This is a genomic window from Pseudomonas sp. GW821-FHT07F05, assembly GCF_059418765.1.
Genome location: NZ_JBWKQL010000023.1, coordinates 1 through 17,441, shown reverse-complemented (window position 1 = coordinate 17,441; position 17,441 = coordinate 1). Strand labels below are relative to the sequence as shown.

Below are 17,441 nucleotides of genomic sequence, written 5' to 3'. Positions count from 1 at the left end.
CAGGTCGCCGTTGTGCGTTCTGCACTTCCAATAGGAAAAGGACTGCCGTCATGAGCGAGTTTTTCCAGCGCAACCTCGCCGTGATCCAACAGCGCTGGCCTGACGTGGCGCAGCGGTTGAGCGCCGAACACATCGAATCCATTCCTGCGCAGTTGATCGAAGGCCGACAATCGACCCTCAGCATTGGCGGGATCCAGCTCACCAGCCGCCATGATCGCCTCGCCGAAGCGCACACCCAGGCACAAAGCCTCCCCGGCAACAGCCCCGTCGTTCACCTTTACGGCACCGCCCTCGGCGATCTGCAGCGGGTATTGCTGGCCGACGCTTCCCTGCAAACGCTGCACGTTCACATCCTCAATGGCGCGCTGTTCGCCCTGGTGCTGCAACTGCTGGAACAGGATGACTGGCTGTCCGACCCCCGCGTGAACCTCGCGTACGCCGATGCCCGGAGCGAAATCCTCCTGCCATTCTTCGCGCTGCCGGCCGAACTGGTGCTGGCCGACGACAGCAGCGCGCGGATCCGCGATCGGCTGGTCAGCGAGGTGCATGTCGACTTCAACAATCAGGCGTTCGCCGCCGACACCCCCGACAACACGCGTTTGCTGGAGCAGGGCAGGGCGCTGCTGCAACAGGACGCCGATGTCGCCGAGCTGTTTGACACTCAATCCGGGTGCGACGTGTTCGTCATCGCCACGGGGCCGAGTCTGCAACAGCATTTGCCGCGTCTCTTGAGCACGTCAAACAGCGCCAACCGGCCCCTGATCATTTGTGTCGATACGGCCTACGTGCCGCTGCGCAATCAGGGCATCACCCCGGATGTGGTGGTGAGCATCGACCACCGCATCACCCCGCGACATCTCCCCGCCGAGGATTCGGCGCACATCACGCTGGTCTATGTGCCGGGCCAGGACGCCGAGATGCTGCGAAGCTGGCAAGGCCCGCGCTACGTCGGCTATTCCACCAGCCCGCTGTATGCGCGGCTGCGCGAGCAGATTCCCAAGGCCACCTTGCATGTGGGGGGCAGCGTCATTCATCCGGCCGTCGATCTCGCGGTCAAAATGGGCGCCGCGCGGATCACCCTCTTCGGCGCCGACTTCGCCTTTCCCGGCGGCAAGACCCACACCGGGTGGCAGGACGGCGATCTGGGGCCTGCCCTGAGCATCGCCAAACACTGGGTGCGCGACGGCCGGGGCAACAAGGTCAAGACGCAGCTCAATTTCCGCAGCTACCTCATCGAACTGGAACGCTTCATCGCCCGCCACCCCGAGGTCACGTTCCTCAACACCAGCCGCGACGGTGCTTTGATCGCCGGCGCCGACTTCGACCCGGACTGGACCGCGCCATGACCCTGCCTGAACACGTTGTAGAAGAAGCCCGCGACTGCGCGAAGCTGTTTCGTCTTGGCCGGGATATCGAAGGGGCCTTGAAAATGGTCGAGTTGATTGATCGATCGCTGCCGCTGATGGATGGGGTTTCTGCTGATAGACAGGCTGAATGGGGGAGGGTGTTGAGTGCGATTCTGGTGTGCCAGGAGCGGCAGGATTGGTTGGGGGTGGCGGATTGGCTTGAAGTCGAGTTTCTTGAAGTCTGACACTTTCCTATTGTCGGGAAGTTAGAGAAAACTCCTACATTAGTTTCAGTTTGATCTGAATTAAGCGGCCCGCAGCGGCCGTTTTTTTATGTTTTTTTAATATCTATTACAATTAATGCGTTAGCCAATTTATTACCCTTCAACTGTCGTGATGGCGCAACCCGTGCGCCATGTTTGTTGTTAAAGCCACTATGCAAATCGTCGATACCGGGACTGTAGGTTCTCCGGGAGAAATGGACTTCCCCGATATTAGAGAGCCCTCCGTTTCTATCAACGAGGAATTCAAAATGGCTTTAACCGTAAATACCAATATTGCGTCGCTGTCTGTTCAGCGGAATCTGGGCCGCTCTTCCGACTCCCTAAGCACCGCCATGACGAGGCTTTCCTCAGGTTTGCGTATCAACAGTGCCAAAGATGACGCAGCTGGCATGCAGATTGCGACCCGGCTTACAACCCAAATTAGAGGGCTCACTGTCGCAGCGAGAAATGCGAATGATGCGATCTCGGTAATTCAAACAACCGAGGGTGCATTGCAAGAGTCGATTGGTATCTTGCAGCGCATGCGCGAACTAGCCGTTCAGGCGAAAAATGGCACAAACAGCTCGAGCGATCGTGCTGCATCCAATAAGGAATTTGACGAGAAAGTTGCCGAGCTCAATCGTCTTGCCGGCAGTACGAAGTTTGGGCAGGACTTGAAGCTGCTTGACGGAAGTGCAGGTATCCTCACCTTCCATGTAGGGGCGAACACTGGACCTGATGAGCAGATTGATATCGCTCTTACAGAAGACTTTTCCGGTAAAGCGCTGTTTACTGCAAAAGCAGATATTCCAGTGCTTGCAGCGGCACTCCCGGATACCACCAATAACAAGCCTCTCGTGGTGGGTAACAGAGATGTAAAGATTGGAGATAACATCACCCCCAAAATTGATGGAACCGGCATCTATGAAGGGCTGGCGCGAGCGAACCCATTGCAGCCCACCAAGGAAGAGCTTGAGCTGGAGTCCGCTGTAACGGCAAAAAATATCGATGACGCGATTATTCAAATTGATAAGGCGTTGGCCACGGTCTCTGCAGCCACTGCTGAGCTTGGGGCCAAGCAAAACCGGCTGACATCTACTATTTCTAACATTTCCAATATCGTGGAAAACGTGACGGCTTCACGTGGTCGAATCGAAGACGTCGACTTCGCCGCCGAAACCGCCGAGCTCACCAAGCAACAGACCCTTCAGCAAGCGTCCACCGCCATCCTGGCCCAAGCCAACCAGCTTCCCGCCGCCGTGCTGAAGCTGCTGCAATAACCCACACGCCTCTATAGATAAGGCCAAGCAAAGTCCGGGCGCGCCGCAGAAGCGCCCGGGTTTATGAGAACTGGTTAACAAATCGCTGAGTCAGGTTAAAGCTTCCAGGGGTTGCGCCGAAACGCTGTGTATCCCCGGACAACAAACTGCGGGGGTGGCGCTCTGGTGGCAAATAAATTTGAAAAAGCCCTCAAGCTCCTGGCAACCGCGACGATAAACATTACGTAGGTTCTCTAGGCCACACCCGGCGCTTGCCAGGGCCGGATAGCCGCAGCAAACAACTCACGAGGAATTCATCATGGCTTTAGGCGTAAACACCAACGTAGCTTCCCTGGCTGTTCAGAAGAACCTGTCCAAAGCTTCCGATGCACTGTCGACTTCGATGACTCGTCTGTCTTCCGGTCTGAAAATCAACAGCGCTAAAGACGACGCAGCCGGCCTGCAGATCGCAACCCGCGAAACGTCGCAAATCCGCGGCCAGACTGTTGCCATCAAGAACGCCAACGACGGTATCTCGATCGCTCAGACCGCTGAAGGCGCTCTGCAAGAATCGACCAACATTCTGCAGCGTATGCGTGAACTGGCTGTTCAGTCCCGAAACGACACGAACGGTACTGCTGACCGTGGCGCACTGGACTCCGAATACGCCCAAATGTCGGACGAACTGACCCGTATCGCCGGTTCGACCAACCTGAACGGCAAGAACCTGCTGGACGGTTCGGCTAGCACCGTAACCCTGCAAGTCGGTTCCAACACCGGTACTTCGAACCACATCGACCTGGTTCTGACTGGCAGCTTCACTGCTTCGGCTCTGGGCGTTGCAAGCGGCTCTACTTCGATCAGCGGCGCGGATAACGCTACTGCTCACACCAACGTCGACGCCGCTATCTCGGCAATCGACGCGGCTCTGGCAACAATCAACAGCACCCGTTCGAGCCTCGGTGCCGCGCAAAACCGTCTGACCAGCACCATCTCCAACCTGCAAAACGTTAACGAAAACGCCACCGCAGCACTGGGCCGCGTTCAAGACACCGACTTCGCCGCTGAAACCGCTAACCTGACCAAACAACAGACTCTGCAACAAGCTTCCACCTCTGTTCTGGCCCAGGCTAACCAGCTGCCATCCGCTGTTCTGAAACTGCTTCAGTAATAACGGCTAGAGTTTTGGCGGGGGAGTATGCTTGCGTGCTCTCCCGCTTTTTACTTTCAAGAGGTGAGTGGACATGGACATAAGTAGCAGGCTGAACGTGTCTTATTCGATGGTCCAGTCGTTGCCCGCGGTGCCTGTGGTTGCTGACAAGCCTGCCGTGGCGCCTCAAGTCGTTCCTGCTCCGGCGGCTTCATCGCAGTCAGGCACGTCGACAAGTAAAGACTCAGACCCGGAAAAGAAAACCGAAGAACTGGAAGCAGCCGTCAAACAAATGGAAAAGTTCTTTCAGTCGGTTCATCGCAACCTGGAATTTTCCATCGACGATAAATCGGGGAAAGTGGTGGTGAAGGTGATCGCCACGGAAACCGGTGAAGTGGTGCGGCAATTGCCGTCTGCCGAAGCCTTGAAGCTCGCCGACAGCCTGAAGAATGCAAACAGCCTGTTATTCGACGCGAAAGTTTAAATGGCATGAAAGGTGAACGCTGTGCATGTGGCATCGCGTGCTCGTCAAAATGCCGACTACAACTGAAAGGAGACTCACATGGCTAGTCCTATTACCCCCTCCACCGGCCTCGGCTCGGGCCTGGCAATCGGTGACATCGTCACTGCGCTGGTCAACTCCGACAAGCTGGCCAAGCAAACTCAGATCACCACCCAGACCAAGCTGGTCACCACCAAAATCTCCGGCATTGGCACGCTGACGAGTGCGATGACCGCCTTTCAGACCGCGCTGACCAACCTCGGCAAGACCGACACCCCTGCGTTCGCCGGTTATGCAGCAAAAGCTTCCGATGCGACCAAGCTAACCGTCACGTCCGACAACTCGGCCGTACCCGGTACCTACAGCATCACCGTCAAAGACCTTGCAACGGCTTCGAGTGTCGCCAGTGCTTCTTTTGCCGGCGGGACCACCAGTGCTATTCCGAGTGGCGATTTGACCCTCACTCAAAATGGCATTGACACCAAGATCACCATCCCGACCGGCGCCACGTTGGCGTCGGTCGCCAAGCAGATCAATGCGCAAACCGCGACGTCAAACATCAGCGCCAACATCATCACCGATGACAATGGCTCACGCCTGGTATTCAGCTCCACGGTGACGGGCAAGGGCACGGATATCACGGCCTCCAGCACGACGTCCAGCGAATTCAATATCGTCGCTGGCGCCAAGCTCGATCCGGCCAGCAAAACCAGTGCGGGTTACATTGGCGCCCAAGCGATCGACGCCAGTCTGACCGTCAACGGCCTGACCATCACCAGCGCCAGCAACACCATCGACAAGAGCCTCGGTGGCTTGTCCATGACCCTGTTGGCGCCGGGTGCTTCGACCGTTGCGGTGACCGGCAACAACGATGGCCTGAAAGCCTCGCTGCAAACCTTCATCGATGCCTACAACACCGTTGTCAAAGCCGTGGCCAGTGTCACCAAGGCCACCATCAGCGACACCCCGGATAAAACCACCGGTGCAACAGTGACCCCGGCCGCACTGACCGGCGATGCGTTGCCGCGCTCGATCCTTTCGGCGATTCGTGATCAGTTGGTAACGTCAGGGGCACCCGGCGGTATTTCCGTGCTCTCTCAATTGGGTATTACCACCGGTCAGTCCGACGGTACGCTCAGCCTTGATGCCAAGAAGTTTTCCGCCGCGATGGATCAGGGACTTGCGGGCGACGTGCAGCAGCTCTTCAGCGGCACTGACAGCACCAACGGCTTGCTGTCTCGGATGAAGGCGGCCATCACGCCGTACACCCAGACCGGCGGCATCTTGTCCACGCGCACCAGCAGCCTCAACAAACAGCAGACTGATCTGCAGAACCAGCAGACGGCGCTCGACCTGCGCGTGACCACGCTGACCGCCACGCTGACCGCCAAATACAACGCGATGGACTTGTTGGTGGGGCAGTTGAAAGCCTCTGCGACGAGCATTACCTCGTTCTTCGACTCGCTCAATGCCCAGCAAAGCGGCTGACCGTTGACGAGCTGATCAAGACCCGGCCCCCAGTGCCGGGTTTTTGGCATCTGGCCTTAAAGTTTTCCCGGGCCGTGTCGATACCCTCACTATAGAAACTTCGTTGCGCGAGGTAAGACAATGAACCGTATGGCAGCCCTTCGTCAGTATCAGAAGGTTAACTCACACGCCCAGACCGCCGTGGCCACGCCACACCGTCTGGTACAGATGCTGATGGAAGCCGGCCTGGACCGTATCGCCCAGGCCAAAGGCGCCATCGAGCGCAAGGACATCCCCGCCAAAGGACTGTTGATCGGCAAGGCGATTGAAATCATCGGCGGCCTGCGTGAAGGTCTGGACATGGAAAAGCAGGCAGAAGCCCTGGCCCATGTCGACAACCTGTATGTCTACCTGATGAAGCGTCTGGCGGAAGCGAACATCAAATCCGATCCGAAGATCCTCGATGAAGTCAGCGGCTTGCTGACCACGGTCAAGGAAGGCTGGGACGGGATCGGCGAACAGCAACCCGTGCTCTGAAGGAGAACCCCATGAGCGCTGCACTCAAGCGAATCGAAGAAACCCGTGAAGCCTTGGTCGATGCCCTCGAGCAGCGTGACTGGGAGGCGATCGGCCAGCTCGATATGGCCTGCCGGGCCTGTGTCGATGAGGTCATCAGCCAGGCAAGCAACGATGAGCCTGAGCTGCGAAATAATCTGGAAGAGCTGCTAGGCGTCTATCGCAAGCTTATTGACGTTGCCGTGGGCGAACGTCAAGCGATCGTCGACGAAATGTCGCAGATCCAGCGAGCGAAAAGCGCGGCAAAGGTTTACCATCTGTTCGGTTGACACTTGGTCCATAGCCAAAATAAGTACGCCATAAATTTGACTGTGTACGGTTTTTTGACTTAACTAGTGAAGTTCACTAATTTCGGTGATTGACACGTCTCAACGGACGATACGAAAGCCAAGCTTGCCCGTGATCGGGCATCGAGTTGACTAGGGAAGTTGCTATTGCATGTGGCGTGAAATCAAAATCCTGCTGATCGATGACGATAGCCAGCGCCGCCGTGATATGGCGGTGATCCTGAATTTTCTGGGTGATGAGAACCTGTCTTGCTCCAGCACAGACTGGCAGCAAGTCGTGGGTTCGTTGACATCCACCCGAGAAGTGCTTTGCGTGCTGGTCGGCAGCGTGAACGCCCCGGGCAGCCTTCAAGGCCTGCTCAAAACCGTGGCCGCGTGGGACGAGTTTCTCCCGGTCCTGCTGATGGGCGAGAATTCTTCGGCCGAACTGGCGGACGATCTGCGCCGCCGGGTCCTCTCCACCGTCGAGATGCCGCCCAGCTACAGCAAACTGCTGGACTCTCTGCACCGCGCCCAGGTCTATCGCGAGATGTACGACCAGGCCCGTGAACGCGGGCGTCAGCGCGAACCCAATCTTTTCCGCAGCCTCGTCGGCACCAGCCGTGCGATCCAGCACGTGCGCCAGATGATGCAGCAGGTCGCCGACACCGACGCCAGCGTGCTGATCCTCGGTGAATCCGGGACCGGCAAGGAAGTCGTCGCGCGTAACCTGCATTACCATTCCAAGCGCCGCGATGCGCCTTTTGTGCCGGTCAACTGCGGCGCGATTCCGGCCGAGCTGCTCGAAAGCGAATTGTTCGGCCACGAGAAGGGCGCCTTCACCGGCGCCATCACCAGCCGGGCAGGGCGCTTCGAACTGGCCAACGGCGGGACGCTGTTTCTCGATGAGATCGGCGACATGCCGCTGCCGATGCAGGTCAAGCTGCTGCGCGTCTTGCAGGAACGCACCTTCGAGCGCGTAGGCAGCAACAAGACCCAGAGCGTCGACGTGCGGATCATTGCTGCGACGCATAAAAATCTTGAAGACATGATCGTCATCGGCAGTTTCCGCGAGGATCTCTACTACCGTCTGAACGTGTTCCCGATCGAGATGGCGCCGTTGCGTGAGCGTGTGGAAGACATTCCACTGCTGATGAACGAGCTGATTTCGCGCATGGAGCATGAGAAGCGCGGGTCGATCCGCTTCAATTCCGCTGCCATCATGTCCCTGTGCCGTCACGGTTGGCCGGGCAACGTGCGTGAACTCGCCAACCTCGTTGAGCGCATGGCGATCATGCATCCGTACGGTGTCATTGGCGTCTCCGAGCTGCCGAAGAAATTCCGCTACGTCGACGACGAAGACGAGCAACTGGTCGACAGCCTGCGCAGCGATCTCGAAGAGCGCGTGGCCATCAACGGCCATACGCCAAACTTCGCCAGCAGCGCATTGCTGCCGCCTGAAGGCCTGGACCTGAAGGACTACCTCGGTGGTCTGGAGCAGGGCCTGATTCAGCAGGCGCTGGACGATGCCAACGGGATCGTGGCACGCGCCGCCGAGCGTTTGCGTATCCGCCGCACCACGCTGGTAGAGAAAATGCGCAAGTACGGCATGAGCCGTCGCGAAGGCGACGAACAGGTCGAAGACTGACTGTCGTTTGACGCGTCAAAAATAAACCGCTGATTTTTCAGCGGTTTTTTTTCGGCACGGGGATTGCTATGTCTCTGGGAACATACCGTTTACTGACGGTTCGCTACCCGAGAGATCAACTATGCCCCAGGCCGCTCAGATGTCTTCCGAACCCGGTTCAGCCATTGGTTCGTTAGTGCAGCAGTCCCCGGAAGTGGCGAGCAGGCAAGGCCTTGAACAGGCCTTCGCGCTGTTCAGCCAGATGTCGACTCAATTGACCGATTCCTACGGCCTGCTCGAAGCGCGGGTCACCGAGCTCAAGGGCGAGCTGGCCGTGGTCAGCGCCCAGCGCATGGAGGAATTGGCGGAGAAAGAGCGTCTGGCGAACCGCTTGCAGCATCTGCTCGATCTGCTGCCCGGCGGCGTCATTGTTATCGACGGCACCGGCATGGTCCGCGAGGCCAATCCTGCCGCACTGGATCTGCTGGGCGAGCCGTTGATCGGCATGCTCTGGCGCCACGTCATCGCCCGCTGCTTTGCGCCGCGCGAGGACGATGGCCACGAAATCTCCCTGAAGGACGGGCGCCGGCTTTCCATTGCCACCCGTTCGCTGGACGCCGAGCCGGGCCAATTGGTGCTGCTCAACGACCTGACCGAAACCCGTCATCTGCAAAGCCAGCTGGCGCGCCATGAGCGTTTGTCGTCCCTGGGCCGCATGGTCGCGTCATTGGCCCATCAGATCCGTACGCCGCTGTCCGCCGCCATGATCTACGCCAGCCACCTGGCCGAACAGGCCTTGAACGTCGAAACCCAACAGCGCTTTGCCGGACGTCTTAAAGAGCGTTTGCACGAGCTCGAGCATCAGGTCCGCGACATGCTGGTGTTTGCCCGTGGCGAATTGCCGCTGACTGACCGGGTGACGCCGGCCGCGCTGGTGGCCGCCCTCGAATCCGCCGCCCAGACCCATGTGCGTGATGTGGCCGTGCGCTGGCAGTGCGACAGTCCGTCGGGTGAGTTGCTGTGCAACCGCGACACGCTGGTTGGCGCGCTGCTCAACCTCATTGAAAACGCGGTCCAGGCCAGTGCCGGCCAGGCTGACGGGCGTCGCCGCCTCAAGATTCATGCGTACAACCGCGGCAACACGTTGCGCCTGTGTGTCAGCGACAGTGGCAGCGGCATCGAGCCTGCGGCGCTAGCCCGCATCGGCGAGCCCTTCTTCACCACCAAAACCACCGGCACCGGTCTCGGTCTGGCCGTTGTCACCGCCGTGGCGCGGGCGCATCAGGGGCGTGTCGAATTCCGCTCGCGTCCGGACCGTGGCACCTGCGCCATCGTGTCCTTGCCTTTGGTTCCTGGCGCTGGGAGTGACACGGCGTCTGGTCCGTCGGTGATAACGGCAGGTGAGCGCTCATGACCATCAAGGTGCTGCTGGTTGAGGATGACCCGTCTCTGCGCGAAGCTTTGGGCGAAACCCTGGCGCTGGCCGGCCATGATTATCAGGCGGTTGGCTCGGCGGAAGAGGCGCTGATCGCCGCTGCCGATTCGTCGTTCAGCCTGGTGGTCAGCGACGTCAATATGCCCGGCATGGACGGTCACCAATTGCTCGGCCAGTTGCGCAGCCGCTACCCGCAGTTGCCGGTGCTGTTGATGACCGCCCACGGCACGGTCGACCGCGCGGTGGAGGCGATGCGTCAGGGCGCGGCCGATTATCTGGTCAAACCGTTCGAGCCCAAGGCGTTGGTGGCGTTGGTTGCCCGCCATGCGTTGGGTCGCCTCGGGCCGGCCGATGGCGAGGGTCCGATCGCGGTCGAGCCTGCCAGCGTGCAGTTGCTCAGCCTCGCCAGTCGTGTTGCGAAGAGCGATTCGACGGTCTTGATTTCCGGCGAATCGGGCACGGGTAAAGAAGTGCTGGCGCGTTTCATTCATCAGCAGTCGCCGCGCGCCGGCAAGCCGTTCATTGCGATCAACTGTGCGGCCATCCCGGACAACATGCTCGAAGCCACCCTGTTCGGCCACGAAAAGGGTTCGTTCACCGGGGCCATTGCTTCTCAGGCCGGCAAGTTCGAGCAGGCCGAAGGCGGCACCCTGCTGCTCGACGAGATTTCCGAAATGCCCATGGGCCTGCAGGCCAAGCTGTTGCGTGTGCTGCAGGAGCGGGAAGTGGAGCGGGTCGGTGCGCGCAAGCCTATCGAACTGGACATCCGCGTGCTGGCCACCACTAACCGCGATCTGGCGGGCGAAGTAGCGGCCGGGCGTTTCCGCGAAGACCTGTTTTATCGACTGTCGGTGTTCCCGCTCGCGTGGCAATCCTTGCGCCAGCGTCCCGCCGACATTCTGCCGCTGGCCGAGCGTCTGCTGGCCAAGCACGTCAATAAAATGAAGCACGGGCCGGTGCGGCTGTCGGCCGAGGCGCAGAAGTGTCTGGTCAGCTACGCCTGGCCGGGCAATGTCCGCGAGCTGGACAACGCGGTACAGCGGGCGCTGATTCTGCAGCAGGGCGGTGTCATTCAGGCCGAGGACTTCTGCCTTGCCGGGCCGGTCACGTTCGCCGCCGCGCCGACCCCTCAGGTGTCGGCGGTCGCGACCGGCGCCATGGAAGTGTCGCCCGATATCGGCAGCGGGGAAGGGGCCGGCGCCCTGGGTGAAGACCTGCGTCGCCGGGAGTTCCAGATGATCATCGACACCCTTCGTGCCGAGCGCGGTCGTCGCAAAGAGGCCGCCGAACGTCTCGGTATCAGCCCGCGTACGTTGCGCTACAAGCTGGCGCAGATGCGTGATGCGGGGATGGATGTCGAAGGGTTTCTGTTTGCCTCCTGAGCAGGCGCGCGTGTCGGTGAAATGGATGCCTGCCTGATTTGAGCTGACGACCGATATCCGACAACCCGCTGATTTTTCAGTGGGTGTGATGCCGTCTTCGTGAGCAAGCTCACTCCCACAGGGACCGCGTCTGATAGGGCATCGCGCGGTGTCAATGCGTGAAGCGCCTCTGCGTTTATGTGTCCGTTCAAATACTCATCCGAACACTTTCATCAAACGTGGCACATCGCCGCTATTGGTCTGGCACCCTTGTTGCTAATGCTTAGGTAACCGCTGAATCCGTGTCAAAAATCTGCGGCCCTTTTGAGAGAAACGTCATGACCCAAGGTGTTGAATTTAATCGCTTGATGTTGGACATGCGCTCCATGCAAATGGACGCCATGGCTCAGCCCAAGGCCATCGCAGCGCCAGAACAGGCCGGTGCGAGCAGTTTTGCTGACATGCTCGGCATGGCGGTGAACAAGGTCAACGACACCCAGCAGGCGTCGAATCAGTTGTCGACCGCTTTCGAGATGGGCAAGAGCGGCGTGGACCTCACCGACGTGATGATCTCCTCGCAAAAAGCCAGCGTGTCGTTTCAAGCGCTGACCCAGGTACGCAACAAGCTGGTTCAGGCGTACCAAGACATCATGCAAATGCCGGTTTGAGGACGATTTAAGTCATGGCCGAAGCCGCCGTCGATAACGTACCCGCCAAAACGGGTGCGCCAGGAAGCAAGCCGCCGATGTTCGGGCTGGCGTTCCTGCAAAATCTCTCCGAGATGACCATGCTGCGTCAGGTCGGCCTCATGGTCGGTCTGGCTGCCAGCGTGGCGATTGGTTTCGCCGTCGTGCTTTGGTCGCAACAGCCTGATTACAAGCCGCTCTATGGCAGCCTGTCGGGTGTCGACACCAAGCAGGTGATGGACACGTTGGCTCAGGCCGACATTCCATACACCGTCGAGCCTAATTCCGGCGCGCTGCTGGTGAAGTCCGATGACCTGTCCCGTGCCCGCATCAAGCTGGCCGGCGCCGGCATCGCTCAAAGCGATGGCAACGTCGGCTTCGAAATCCTCGACAAGGATCAAGGCCTGGGCACCAGCCAGTTCATGGAGGCCACTCGTTACCGTCGTGGCCTGGAAGGCGAACTGGCGCGGACCATCTCCAGCCTCAATAACGTCAAGGGCGCCCGCGTTCACCTGGCGATCCCGAAGAGCTCGGTGTTCGTGCGTGACGATCGCAAGCCCAGTGCTTCCATTCTGGTTGAGCTGTATGCCGGTCGTTCGCTGGAGCCGGGTCAGGTGCTGGCGATCATGAACCTGGTCGCCACCAGCGTGCCGGAACTGAGCAAGTCGCAGATTTCTGTCGTTGATCAGAAGGGCAACCTGCTGTCCGATCAGGCCGAGAACTCCGAGCTGTCCATGGCCGGCAAGCAATTCGATTACACCCGTCGCATGGAAAGCATGCTGACCCAGCGTGTACAGAACATCCTGCAGCCGGTGCTGGGCAATGACCGCTATAAGGCAGAAGTGTCGGCAGACGTTGATTTCAGCGCTGTCGAATCCACCGCCGAAAGCTTCAACCCGGACCAGCCTGCGTTGCGCAGCGAGCAGACCGTCAACGAACAACGCTCCAGCGGCAGCGGTTCAGGTGGCGTACCGGGTGCTTTGAGCAACCAGCCGCCAGGCCCGGCGACTGCGCCACAGAACGCCACCGCCGGTGCTGCAGGTGCCGCGGGCGCCATCGCCCCGGGCCAACCGCTGCTGGACGCCAACGGTCAACAGATCATGGACCCGGCCACCGGTCAGCCGATGCTGGCGCCATACCCGGCCGACAAGCGTAACCAGTCGACCAAGAACTTCGAGCTCGACCGTTCCATCAGCCACACCAAGCAGCAGCAGGGCCGGGTCAATCGCCTGTCGGTTGCGGTGGTGGTGGATGATCAGGTCAAGGTCAACCCGGCCAACGGCGAAACAACGATGGTGCCGTGGACCGCCGATCAATTGGCGCGCTTCACCCGTCTGGTGCAGGACGCCGTCGGCTTCGACGCCAGCCGTGGTGACAGCGTCAGCGTGATCAACGTGCCGTTCTCTACTGATCGCGGCGAAGTGATCCCGGACATTCCGTTCTATTCGCAATCGTGGTTTTGGGACATCGTCAAACAGGCCATGGGCGTGCTGTTCATCCTGGTGCTGGTGTTCGGTGTACTGCGTCCGGTGCTCAAGGGCATCACCAATCCTCAAGGCAAGCGCCTTGACGGTGACTCCGAGCTGGGCGGCATGATCGGGATGGACGGTGAACTGGCAAACGACCGCGTCAGTCTGGGCGGTCCGCAAAGTATTCTGTTGCCGAGCCCTACCGAGGGCTATGACGCACAGCTCAACGCAATCAAGAGCCTTGTGGCCGAGGACCCGGCGCGTGTAGCGCAGGTCGTCAAAGAGTGGATCAACGCTGATGAGTGATAGAGCTGCTGCGCTTAAATTGACCCGCGTGGACAAGGCCGCGATTCTGCTCCTTACCCTGGGTGAGACCGATGCCGCGCAGGTCTTGCGCCACATGGGGCCGAAAGAGGTTCAACGTGTGGGCGTGGCCATGGCGCAGATGCGCAATGTGCACCGCGAGCAGGTCGAGCAGGTGATGAGCGAGTTCGTCGACGTGGTCGGCGATCAGACCGGTGTCGGCATCGGCTCGGACGGCTACATCCGCAAGATGCTCACCCAGGCCTTGGGCGAGGACAAGGCCAACGGCCTGATCGACCGGATTCTGCTGGGCGGCAACACCAGCGGTCTCGACAGCCTGAAGTGGATGGAACCGCGCGCGGTGGCCGACGTCATCCGTTTCGAGCACCCGCAGATTCAGGCGATCGTCGTGGCCTACCTGGACGCCGATCAGGCCGGTGAAGTGCTGAGCCACTTCGACCACAAGGTGCGTCTGGACATTATTCTGCGCGTGTCGTCGTTGAACACCGTGCAGCCGGCGGCGCTGAAAGAATTGAACCAGATCCTCGAGAAGCAGTTCTCGGGCAACGCCAACACGTCCCGTACTACCTTGGGTGGTATCAAGCGTGCGGCGGATATCATGAACTTCCTCGACAGCTCGATCGAAGGCCAGCTCATGGATTCGATCCGCGAAGTGGACGAAGACCTGTCGACGCAGATCGAAGACCTCATGTTTGTCTTCAACAACCTGTCCGACGTCGACGACCGCGGGATTCAGGCCTTGCTGCGCGAAGTCTCCTCCGATGTGCTGGTCCTGGCACTGAAGGGCTCCGACGACGCCATCAAGGAAAAGATTTTCAAGAACATGTCCAAACGTGCCGCCGAACTGCTGCGCGACGACCTGGAAGCCAAAGGCCCGGTTCGCGTCAGCGACGTGGAAGGCGCCCAGAAAGAAATTCTCACCATTGCCCGTCGTATGGCGGAGGCCGGGGAGATCGTTCTTGGCGGCAAAGGTGGCGAGGAAATGATTTAAGCGTAGGTGTCGTTGATGTCCAGCTCCGATAAAGCAGCACCCAGTGAGCTCATCCGCGCCCAGGATTTGCGCGGCCTCGACGTCTGGGCCTTGCCCAGCTTCGACCCGCAGGTGGAAACGCCCGAGCCGGAACCGGTCATCGAAGAAGCCGAGCTCGCCGAAAGCGAAGAAGTGCCGCTGGAGGAAGTCCAGCCGATGACCCTGGAAGAGTTGGAAAGCATCCGCCAGGACGCCTACAACGAAGGGTTTGCCATCGGCGAAAAAGAGGGTTTCCACAGCACCCAGCTCAAGGTTCGTCAGGAAGCGGAAGTGGCCCTGGCGGCCAAGCTCGAAAGCATGGAAACCCTGATGGGGCATCTGTTCGAACCCATCGCCGATCAGGACGCACAGATCGAGAAAGCCATGGTGTCACTGGTCGAACACGTGGTCCGGCAGGTCATCCAGCGCGAACTGAAAACCGACTCCAGCCAGATCGGCACGGTGCTGCGCGAAGCGTTGCGACTGTTGCCGATGGGGGCGGCCAACGTGCGCATTCTGGTCAACCCGCAGGACTTCGCGCTGGTCAAAGCCATGCGTGAGCGTCACGAAGAAACCTGGCGCATTCTCGAGGACGATACGATCCAGCCCGGCGGTTGCCGGGTCGAGAGCGAGCACAGCCGCATCGACGCCACGGTCGAGGCGCGGATCAGTCAGGCCCTCGGCAAAATGTTCGATCAGTTGCACGAGCAGGCCCTGCACCCGGCGCCGCCCGATGTGACCATCGAACTGGAAGAGGCGATCCAGAGCGCCGAGAAAACCACTTACCCGCTGGGTGCTGTCGATGCGCCTTGAACGCACCAGTTTCGCCAAGCGTCTGAGCACCTACCCTGACGCCATCTCCCTGCCTACGCAGCCGATCGTCGAAGGACGACTGCTGCGCATGGTCGGCCTGACCCTCGAAGCCGAGGGCCTGCGCGCGGCCATGGGCAGCCGCTGCATGGTAATCAACGACGGCAGTCATCACCCGGTCGAAGTGGAAGCCGAGGTCATGGGCTTCTCCGGTGGAAAGGTGTTCCTGATGCCGGTTGGCAGCGTCTCCGGCATTGCACCGGGCGCCCGCGTCGTGCCACTGCCGGACACCGGCCGTCTGCCGATGGGCATGACCATGCTGGGCCGCGTCCTCGACGGCGCCGGTCGCCCCCTCGACGGCAAGGGCGGGATGAAAGCCGAAGACTGGGTGCCGATGGACGGCCCCACCATCAACCCGCTCAATCGCAATCCGATCAGCCAGCCGCTGGACGTGGGCATTCGCTGCATTAACGGTTTGTTGACGGTCGGCCGCGGTCAGCGTCTGGGTCTGTTCGCCGGTACCGGGGTGGGCAAGAGCGTGCTGCTGGGGATGATGACCCGCTTCACCGAGGCCGACATCATCGTCGTCGGGCTGATTGGCGAACGGGGTCGCGAGGTGAAGGAATTCATCGAGCACAGCCTGGGCGAGGAGGGCCTCAAGCGCTCTGTCGTCGTGGCCTCTCCGGCGGATGACGCGCCGTTGATGCGTCTGCGCGCGGCAATGTATTGCACGCGCATCGCCGAATATTTTCGTGACAAGGGCAAGAACGTCCTGTTGCTGATGGATTCCCTGACCCGTTTCGCCCAGGCCCAGCGGGAAATCGCCCTGGCCATCGGCGAGCCGCCTGCGACCAAGGGTTATCCGCCGTCGGTGTTCGCCAAGCTGCCCAAGCTGGTGGAACGCGCCGGTAACGCGGAAGCGGGCGGTGGCTCGATCACGGCGTTCTACACCGTTTTGTCCGAAGGCGACGACCAGCAGGACCCGATCGCCGACTCGGCCCGGGGCGTGCTCGACGGCCACATCGTGCTGTCGCGGCGACTGGCCGAAGAGGGCCATTACCCGGCCATCGATATCGAAGCGTCGATCAGCCGGGTGATGCCGTCCGTGGTCGATCCGCAGCACATGGTTCAGGCGCAGTATTTCAAGCAATTGTGGTCGCGTTATCAGCAGAGCCGCGATCTGATCAGCGTCGGTGCGTACGTGGCCGGCGGCGATCGCGAGACTGACCTGGCGATTTCACTGCAGCCACAGTTGGTGAAGTATTTGCGCCAGGGCTTGCAGGAGAACGAGAGCATGCAGAGCAGTGAGGAGCAGTTGGCGAAGATTTTCAATCCTCAGGCTGGGGGTTAATCGGTCATGGCAGTCAGTCGCGCAGCCCGTCTGGCGCCGGTGGTGGAGATGGCCGAGAAGGTCGAGAAGGCCGCCGTGCAGCGCCTGGGGCATTTTCAGGGTCAGGTGCGGCTGGCTGAGGCCAAGCTGGGTGAGCTGGATAAGTTTCGCTCTGATTATCAGCAGCAGTGGATCGACAAGGGCGCCCATGGGGTGTCGGGTCAGTGGCTGATGAATTATCAGCGCTTCCTCAATCAGTTGGAGACGGCGGTGGCGCAGCAGCGTCAGAGTCTGGCGTGGCATGAGAATAATCTGAACAAGGCGCGCGGCGAGTGGCAAAAAGCGTATGCGCGGGTGGAGGGGCTGCGCAAGCTGGTGCAGCGGTATATCGATGAGGCGCGTGCGCTGGAAGATAAACGCGAGCAAAAGCTGCTGGATGAGCTGGTGCAGAGGTTGCCCAGGACGGAGCAGTTTTAGGAGCTTGAGATCAAGAGCGTCTGCCTGGGGGCAGACTGTTTCGCCTTCGGCGAGTTACTTGGAAAAGCACCCCAAGTAACCAAG

The 17,441-nt window shown here is 60.1% G+C and carries 17 protein-coding genes; all 17 read left to right on the top strand.

The annotated features are described in order from the left end of the window. Positions 1-50 precede the first annotated feature (50 nt). The 17 genes from AC07RO_RS26590 to fliJ all read left to right on the top strand — a co-directional run bounded on the left by AC07RO_RS26590 (position 51) and on the right by fliJ (position 17,357). Positions 51-1,346, top strand: coding sequence for a motility associated factor glycosyltransferase family protein (locus AC07RO_RS26590; protein ID WP_495087512.1), 1,296 nt, complete (start codon positions 51-53; stop codon positions 1,344-1,346). Next, on the top strand, positions 1,343-1,591 hold the full coding sequence (locus AC07RO_RS26585; protein WP_495087511.1) for a hypothetical protein: 249 nt from the start codon (positions 1,343-1,345) through the stop codon (positions 1,589-1,591). The genes AC07RO_RS26590 and AC07RO_RS26585 overlap by 4 nt, the downstream gene beginning before the upstream one ends. A gap of 287 nt (positions 1,592-1,878) precedes the next feature. After that, on the top strand, positions 1,879-2,889 hold the full coding sequence (locus tag AC07RO_RS26580) for a flagellin N-terminal helical domain-containing protein (protein ID WP_495087519.1): 1,011 nt from the start codon (positions 1,879-1,881) through the stop codon (positions 2,887-2,889). A 298-nt stretch (positions 2,890-3,187) separates the two neighbouring features. Then, on the top strand, positions 3,188-4,039 hold the full coding sequence (locus AC07RO_RS26575) for a flagellin domain-containing protein (RefSeq protein ID WP_192174134.1): 852 nt from the start codon (positions 3,188-3,190) through the stop codon (positions 4,037-4,039). 73 nt (positions 4,040-4,112) lie between these two features. Then, on the top strand, positions 4,113-4,502 hold the full coding sequence (locus AC07RO_RS26570; RefSeq protein WP_192174241.1) for a flagellar protein FlaG: 390 nt from the start codon (positions 4,113-4,115) through the stop codon (positions 4,500-4,502). Between the two features lie 78 nt (positions 4,503-4,580). After that, positions 4,581-6,008 (top strand): flagellar filament capping protein FliD, encoded by a 1,428-nt coding sequence (gene fliD / locus AC07RO_RS26565; RefSeq protein ID WP_192174135.1) that lies wholly within the window; start codon positions 4,581-4,583, stop codon positions 6,006-6,008. Positions 6,009-6,128: 120 nt separating this feature from the next. Beyond that, on the top strand, positions 6,129-6,524 hold the full coding sequence (gene fliS / locus AC07RO_RS26560; protein ID WP_122534871.1) for a flagellar export chaperone FliS: 396 nt from the start codon (positions 6,129-6,131) through the stop codon (positions 6,522-6,524). Between the two features lie 11 nt (positions 6,525-6,535). After that, positions 6,536-6,832: a flagellar protein FliT gene (fliT, locus tag AC07RO_RS26555; protein ID WP_133775902.1), complete on the top strand. Its 297-nt coding sequence runs from the start codon at positions 6,536-6,538 to the stop codon at positions 6,830-6,832. A 169-nt stretch (positions 6,833-7,001) separates the two neighbouring features. Then, positions 7,002-8,477, top strand: a complete 1,476-nt coding sequence (fleQ, locus tag AC07RO_RS26550; protein ID WP_192174136.1) for a transcriptional regulator FleQ — start codon at positions 7,002-7,004, stop codon at positions 8,475-8,477. Between the two features lie 139 nt (positions 8,478-8,616). Continuing rightward, positions 8,617-9,870, top strand: a complete 1,254-nt coding sequence (locus tag AC07RO_RS26545; RefSeq protein WP_495087510.1) for a sensor histidine kinase — start codon at positions 8,617-8,619, stop codon at positions 9,868-9,870. Beyond that, positions 9,867-11,273 (top strand): sigma-54-dependent transcriptional regulator, encoded by a 1,407-nt coding sequence (locus AC07RO_RS26540; protein ID WP_495087509.1) that lies wholly within the window; start codon positions 9,867-9,869, stop codon positions 11,271-11,273. The genes AC07RO_RS26545 and AC07RO_RS26540 overlap by 4 nt, the downstream gene beginning before the upstream one ends. Before the next feature lie 317 nt (positions 11,274-11,590). Further along, the gene (fliE, locus tag AC07RO_RS26535; RefSeq protein WP_065987290.1) at positions 11,591-11,920 is read left to right on the top strand and encodes a flagellar hook-basal body complex protein FliE; all 330 of its coding nucleotides are present in this window, start codon (positions 11,591-11,593) and stop codon (positions 11,918-11,920) included. A 14-nt stretch (positions 11,921-11,934) separates the two neighbouring features. Beyond that, entirely contained in the window at positions 11,935-13,713 is a 1,779-nt protein-coding gene (fliF, locus tag AC07RO_RS26530; RefSeq protein WP_192174139.1) for a flagellar basal-body MS-ring/collar protein FliF, read from the top strand. Continuing rightward, positions 13,706-14,722 (top strand): flagellar motor switch protein FliG, encoded by a 1,017-nt coding sequence (gene fliG / locus AC07RO_RS26525; RefSeq protein ID WP_065987292.1) that lies wholly within the window; start codon positions 13,706-13,708, stop codon positions 14,720-14,722. Before fliF ends, fliG begins: the two co-directional genes overlap by 8 nt. A 15-nt stretch (positions 14,723-14,737) precedes the next feature. After that, entirely contained in the window at positions 14,738-15,553 is an 816-nt protein-coding gene (fliH, locus tag AC07RO_RS26520; protein WP_192174140.1) for a flagellar assembly protein FliH, read from the top strand. After that, on the top strand, positions 15,543-16,901 hold the full coding sequence (gene fliI, locus AC07RO_RS26515) for a flagellar protein export ATPase FliI (RefSeq protein ID WP_192174141.1): 1,359 nt from the start codon (positions 15,543-15,545) through the stop codon (positions 16,899-16,901). The genes fliH and fliI overlap by 11 nt, the downstream gene beginning before the upstream one ends. 6 nt (positions 16,902-16,907) lie before the next feature. Then, a complete protein-coding gene (fliJ, locus tag AC07RO_RS26510; protein ID WP_192174142.1) occupies positions 16,908-17,357 on the top strand; it encodes a flagellar export protein FliJ in 450 nt (149 codons plus the stop codon). The last annotated feature ends 84 nt before the right edge of the window (positions 17,358-17,441 follow it).

What these genes read in the sequence shown, in the direction of transcription:
- fliI (WP_192174141.1), top strand. Translation starts at nt 15,543, where the DNA reads ATGCGCCTTGAACGCACCAGTTTCGCCAAGCGTCTGAGCACCTACCCT.
- fliG (WP_065987292.1), top strand. Translation starts at nt 13,706, where the DNA reads ATGAGTGATAGAGCTGCTGCGCTTAAATTGACCCGCGTGGACAAGGCC.
- AC07RO_RS26570 (WP_192174241.1), top strand. Translation starts at nt 4,113, where the DNA reads ATGGACATAAGTAGCAGGCTGAACGTGTCTTATTCGATGGTCCAGTCG.
- fliJ (WP_192174142.1), top strand. Translation starts at nt 16,908, where the DNA reads ATGGCAGTCAGTCGCGCAGCCCGTCTGGCGCCGGTGGTGGAGATGGCC.
- AC07RO_RS26540 (WP_495087509.1), top strand. Translation starts at nt 9,867, where the DNA reads ATGACCATCAAGGTGCTGCTGGTTGAGGATGACCCGTCTCTGCGCGAA.
- AC07RO_RS26580 (WP_495087519.1), top strand. Translation starts at nt 1,879, where the DNA reads ATGGCTTTAACCGTAAATACCAATATTGCGTCGCTGTCTGTTCAGCGG.
- fliF (WP_192174139.1), top strand. Translation starts at nt 11,935, where the DNA reads ATGGCCGAAGCCGCCGTCGATAACGTACCCGCCAAAACGGGTGCGCCA.
- fliS (WP_122534871.1), top strand. Translation starts at nt 6,129, where the DNA reads ATGAACCGTATGGCAGCCCTTCGTCAGTATCAGAAGGTTAACTCACAC.
- fliD (WP_192174135.1), top strand. Translation starts at nt 4,581, where the DNA reads ATGGCTAGTCCTATTACCCCCTCCACCGGCCTCGGCTCGGGCCTGGCA.
- fliT (WP_133775902.1), top strand. Translation starts at nt 6,536, where the DNA reads ATGAGCGCTGCACTCAAGCGAATCGAAGAAACCCGTGAAGCCTTGGTC.
- AC07RO_RS26545 (WP_495087510.1), top strand. Translation starts at nt 8,617, where the DNA reads ATGTCTTCCGAACCCGGTTCAGCCATTGGTTCGTTAGTGCAGCAGTCC.
- fliH (WP_192174140.1), top strand. Translation starts at nt 14,738, where the DNA reads ATGTCCAGCTCCGATAAAGCAGCACCCAGTGAGCTCATCCGCGCCCAG.
- AC07RO_RS26575 (WP_192174134.1), top strand. Translation starts at nt 3,188, where the DNA reads ATGGCTTTAGGCGTAAACACCAACGTAGCTTCCCTGGCTGTTCAGAAG.
- AC07RO_RS26590 (WP_495087512.1), top strand. Translation starts at nt 51, where the DNA reads ATGAGCGAGTTTTTCCAGCGCAACCTCGCCGTGATCCAACAGCGCTGG.
- fleQ (WP_192174136.1), top strand. Translation starts at nt 7,002, where the DNA reads ATGTGGCGTGAAATCAAAATCCTGCTGATCGATGACGATAGCCAGCGC.
- fliE (WP_065987290.1), top strand. Translation starts at nt 11,591, where the DNA reads ATGACCCAAGGTGTTGAATTTAATCGCTTGATGTTGGACATGCGCTCC.
- AC07RO_RS26585 (WP_495087511.1), top strand. Translation starts at nt 1,343, where the DNA reads ATGACCCTGCCTGAACACGTTGTAGAAGAAGCCCGCGACTGCGCGAAG.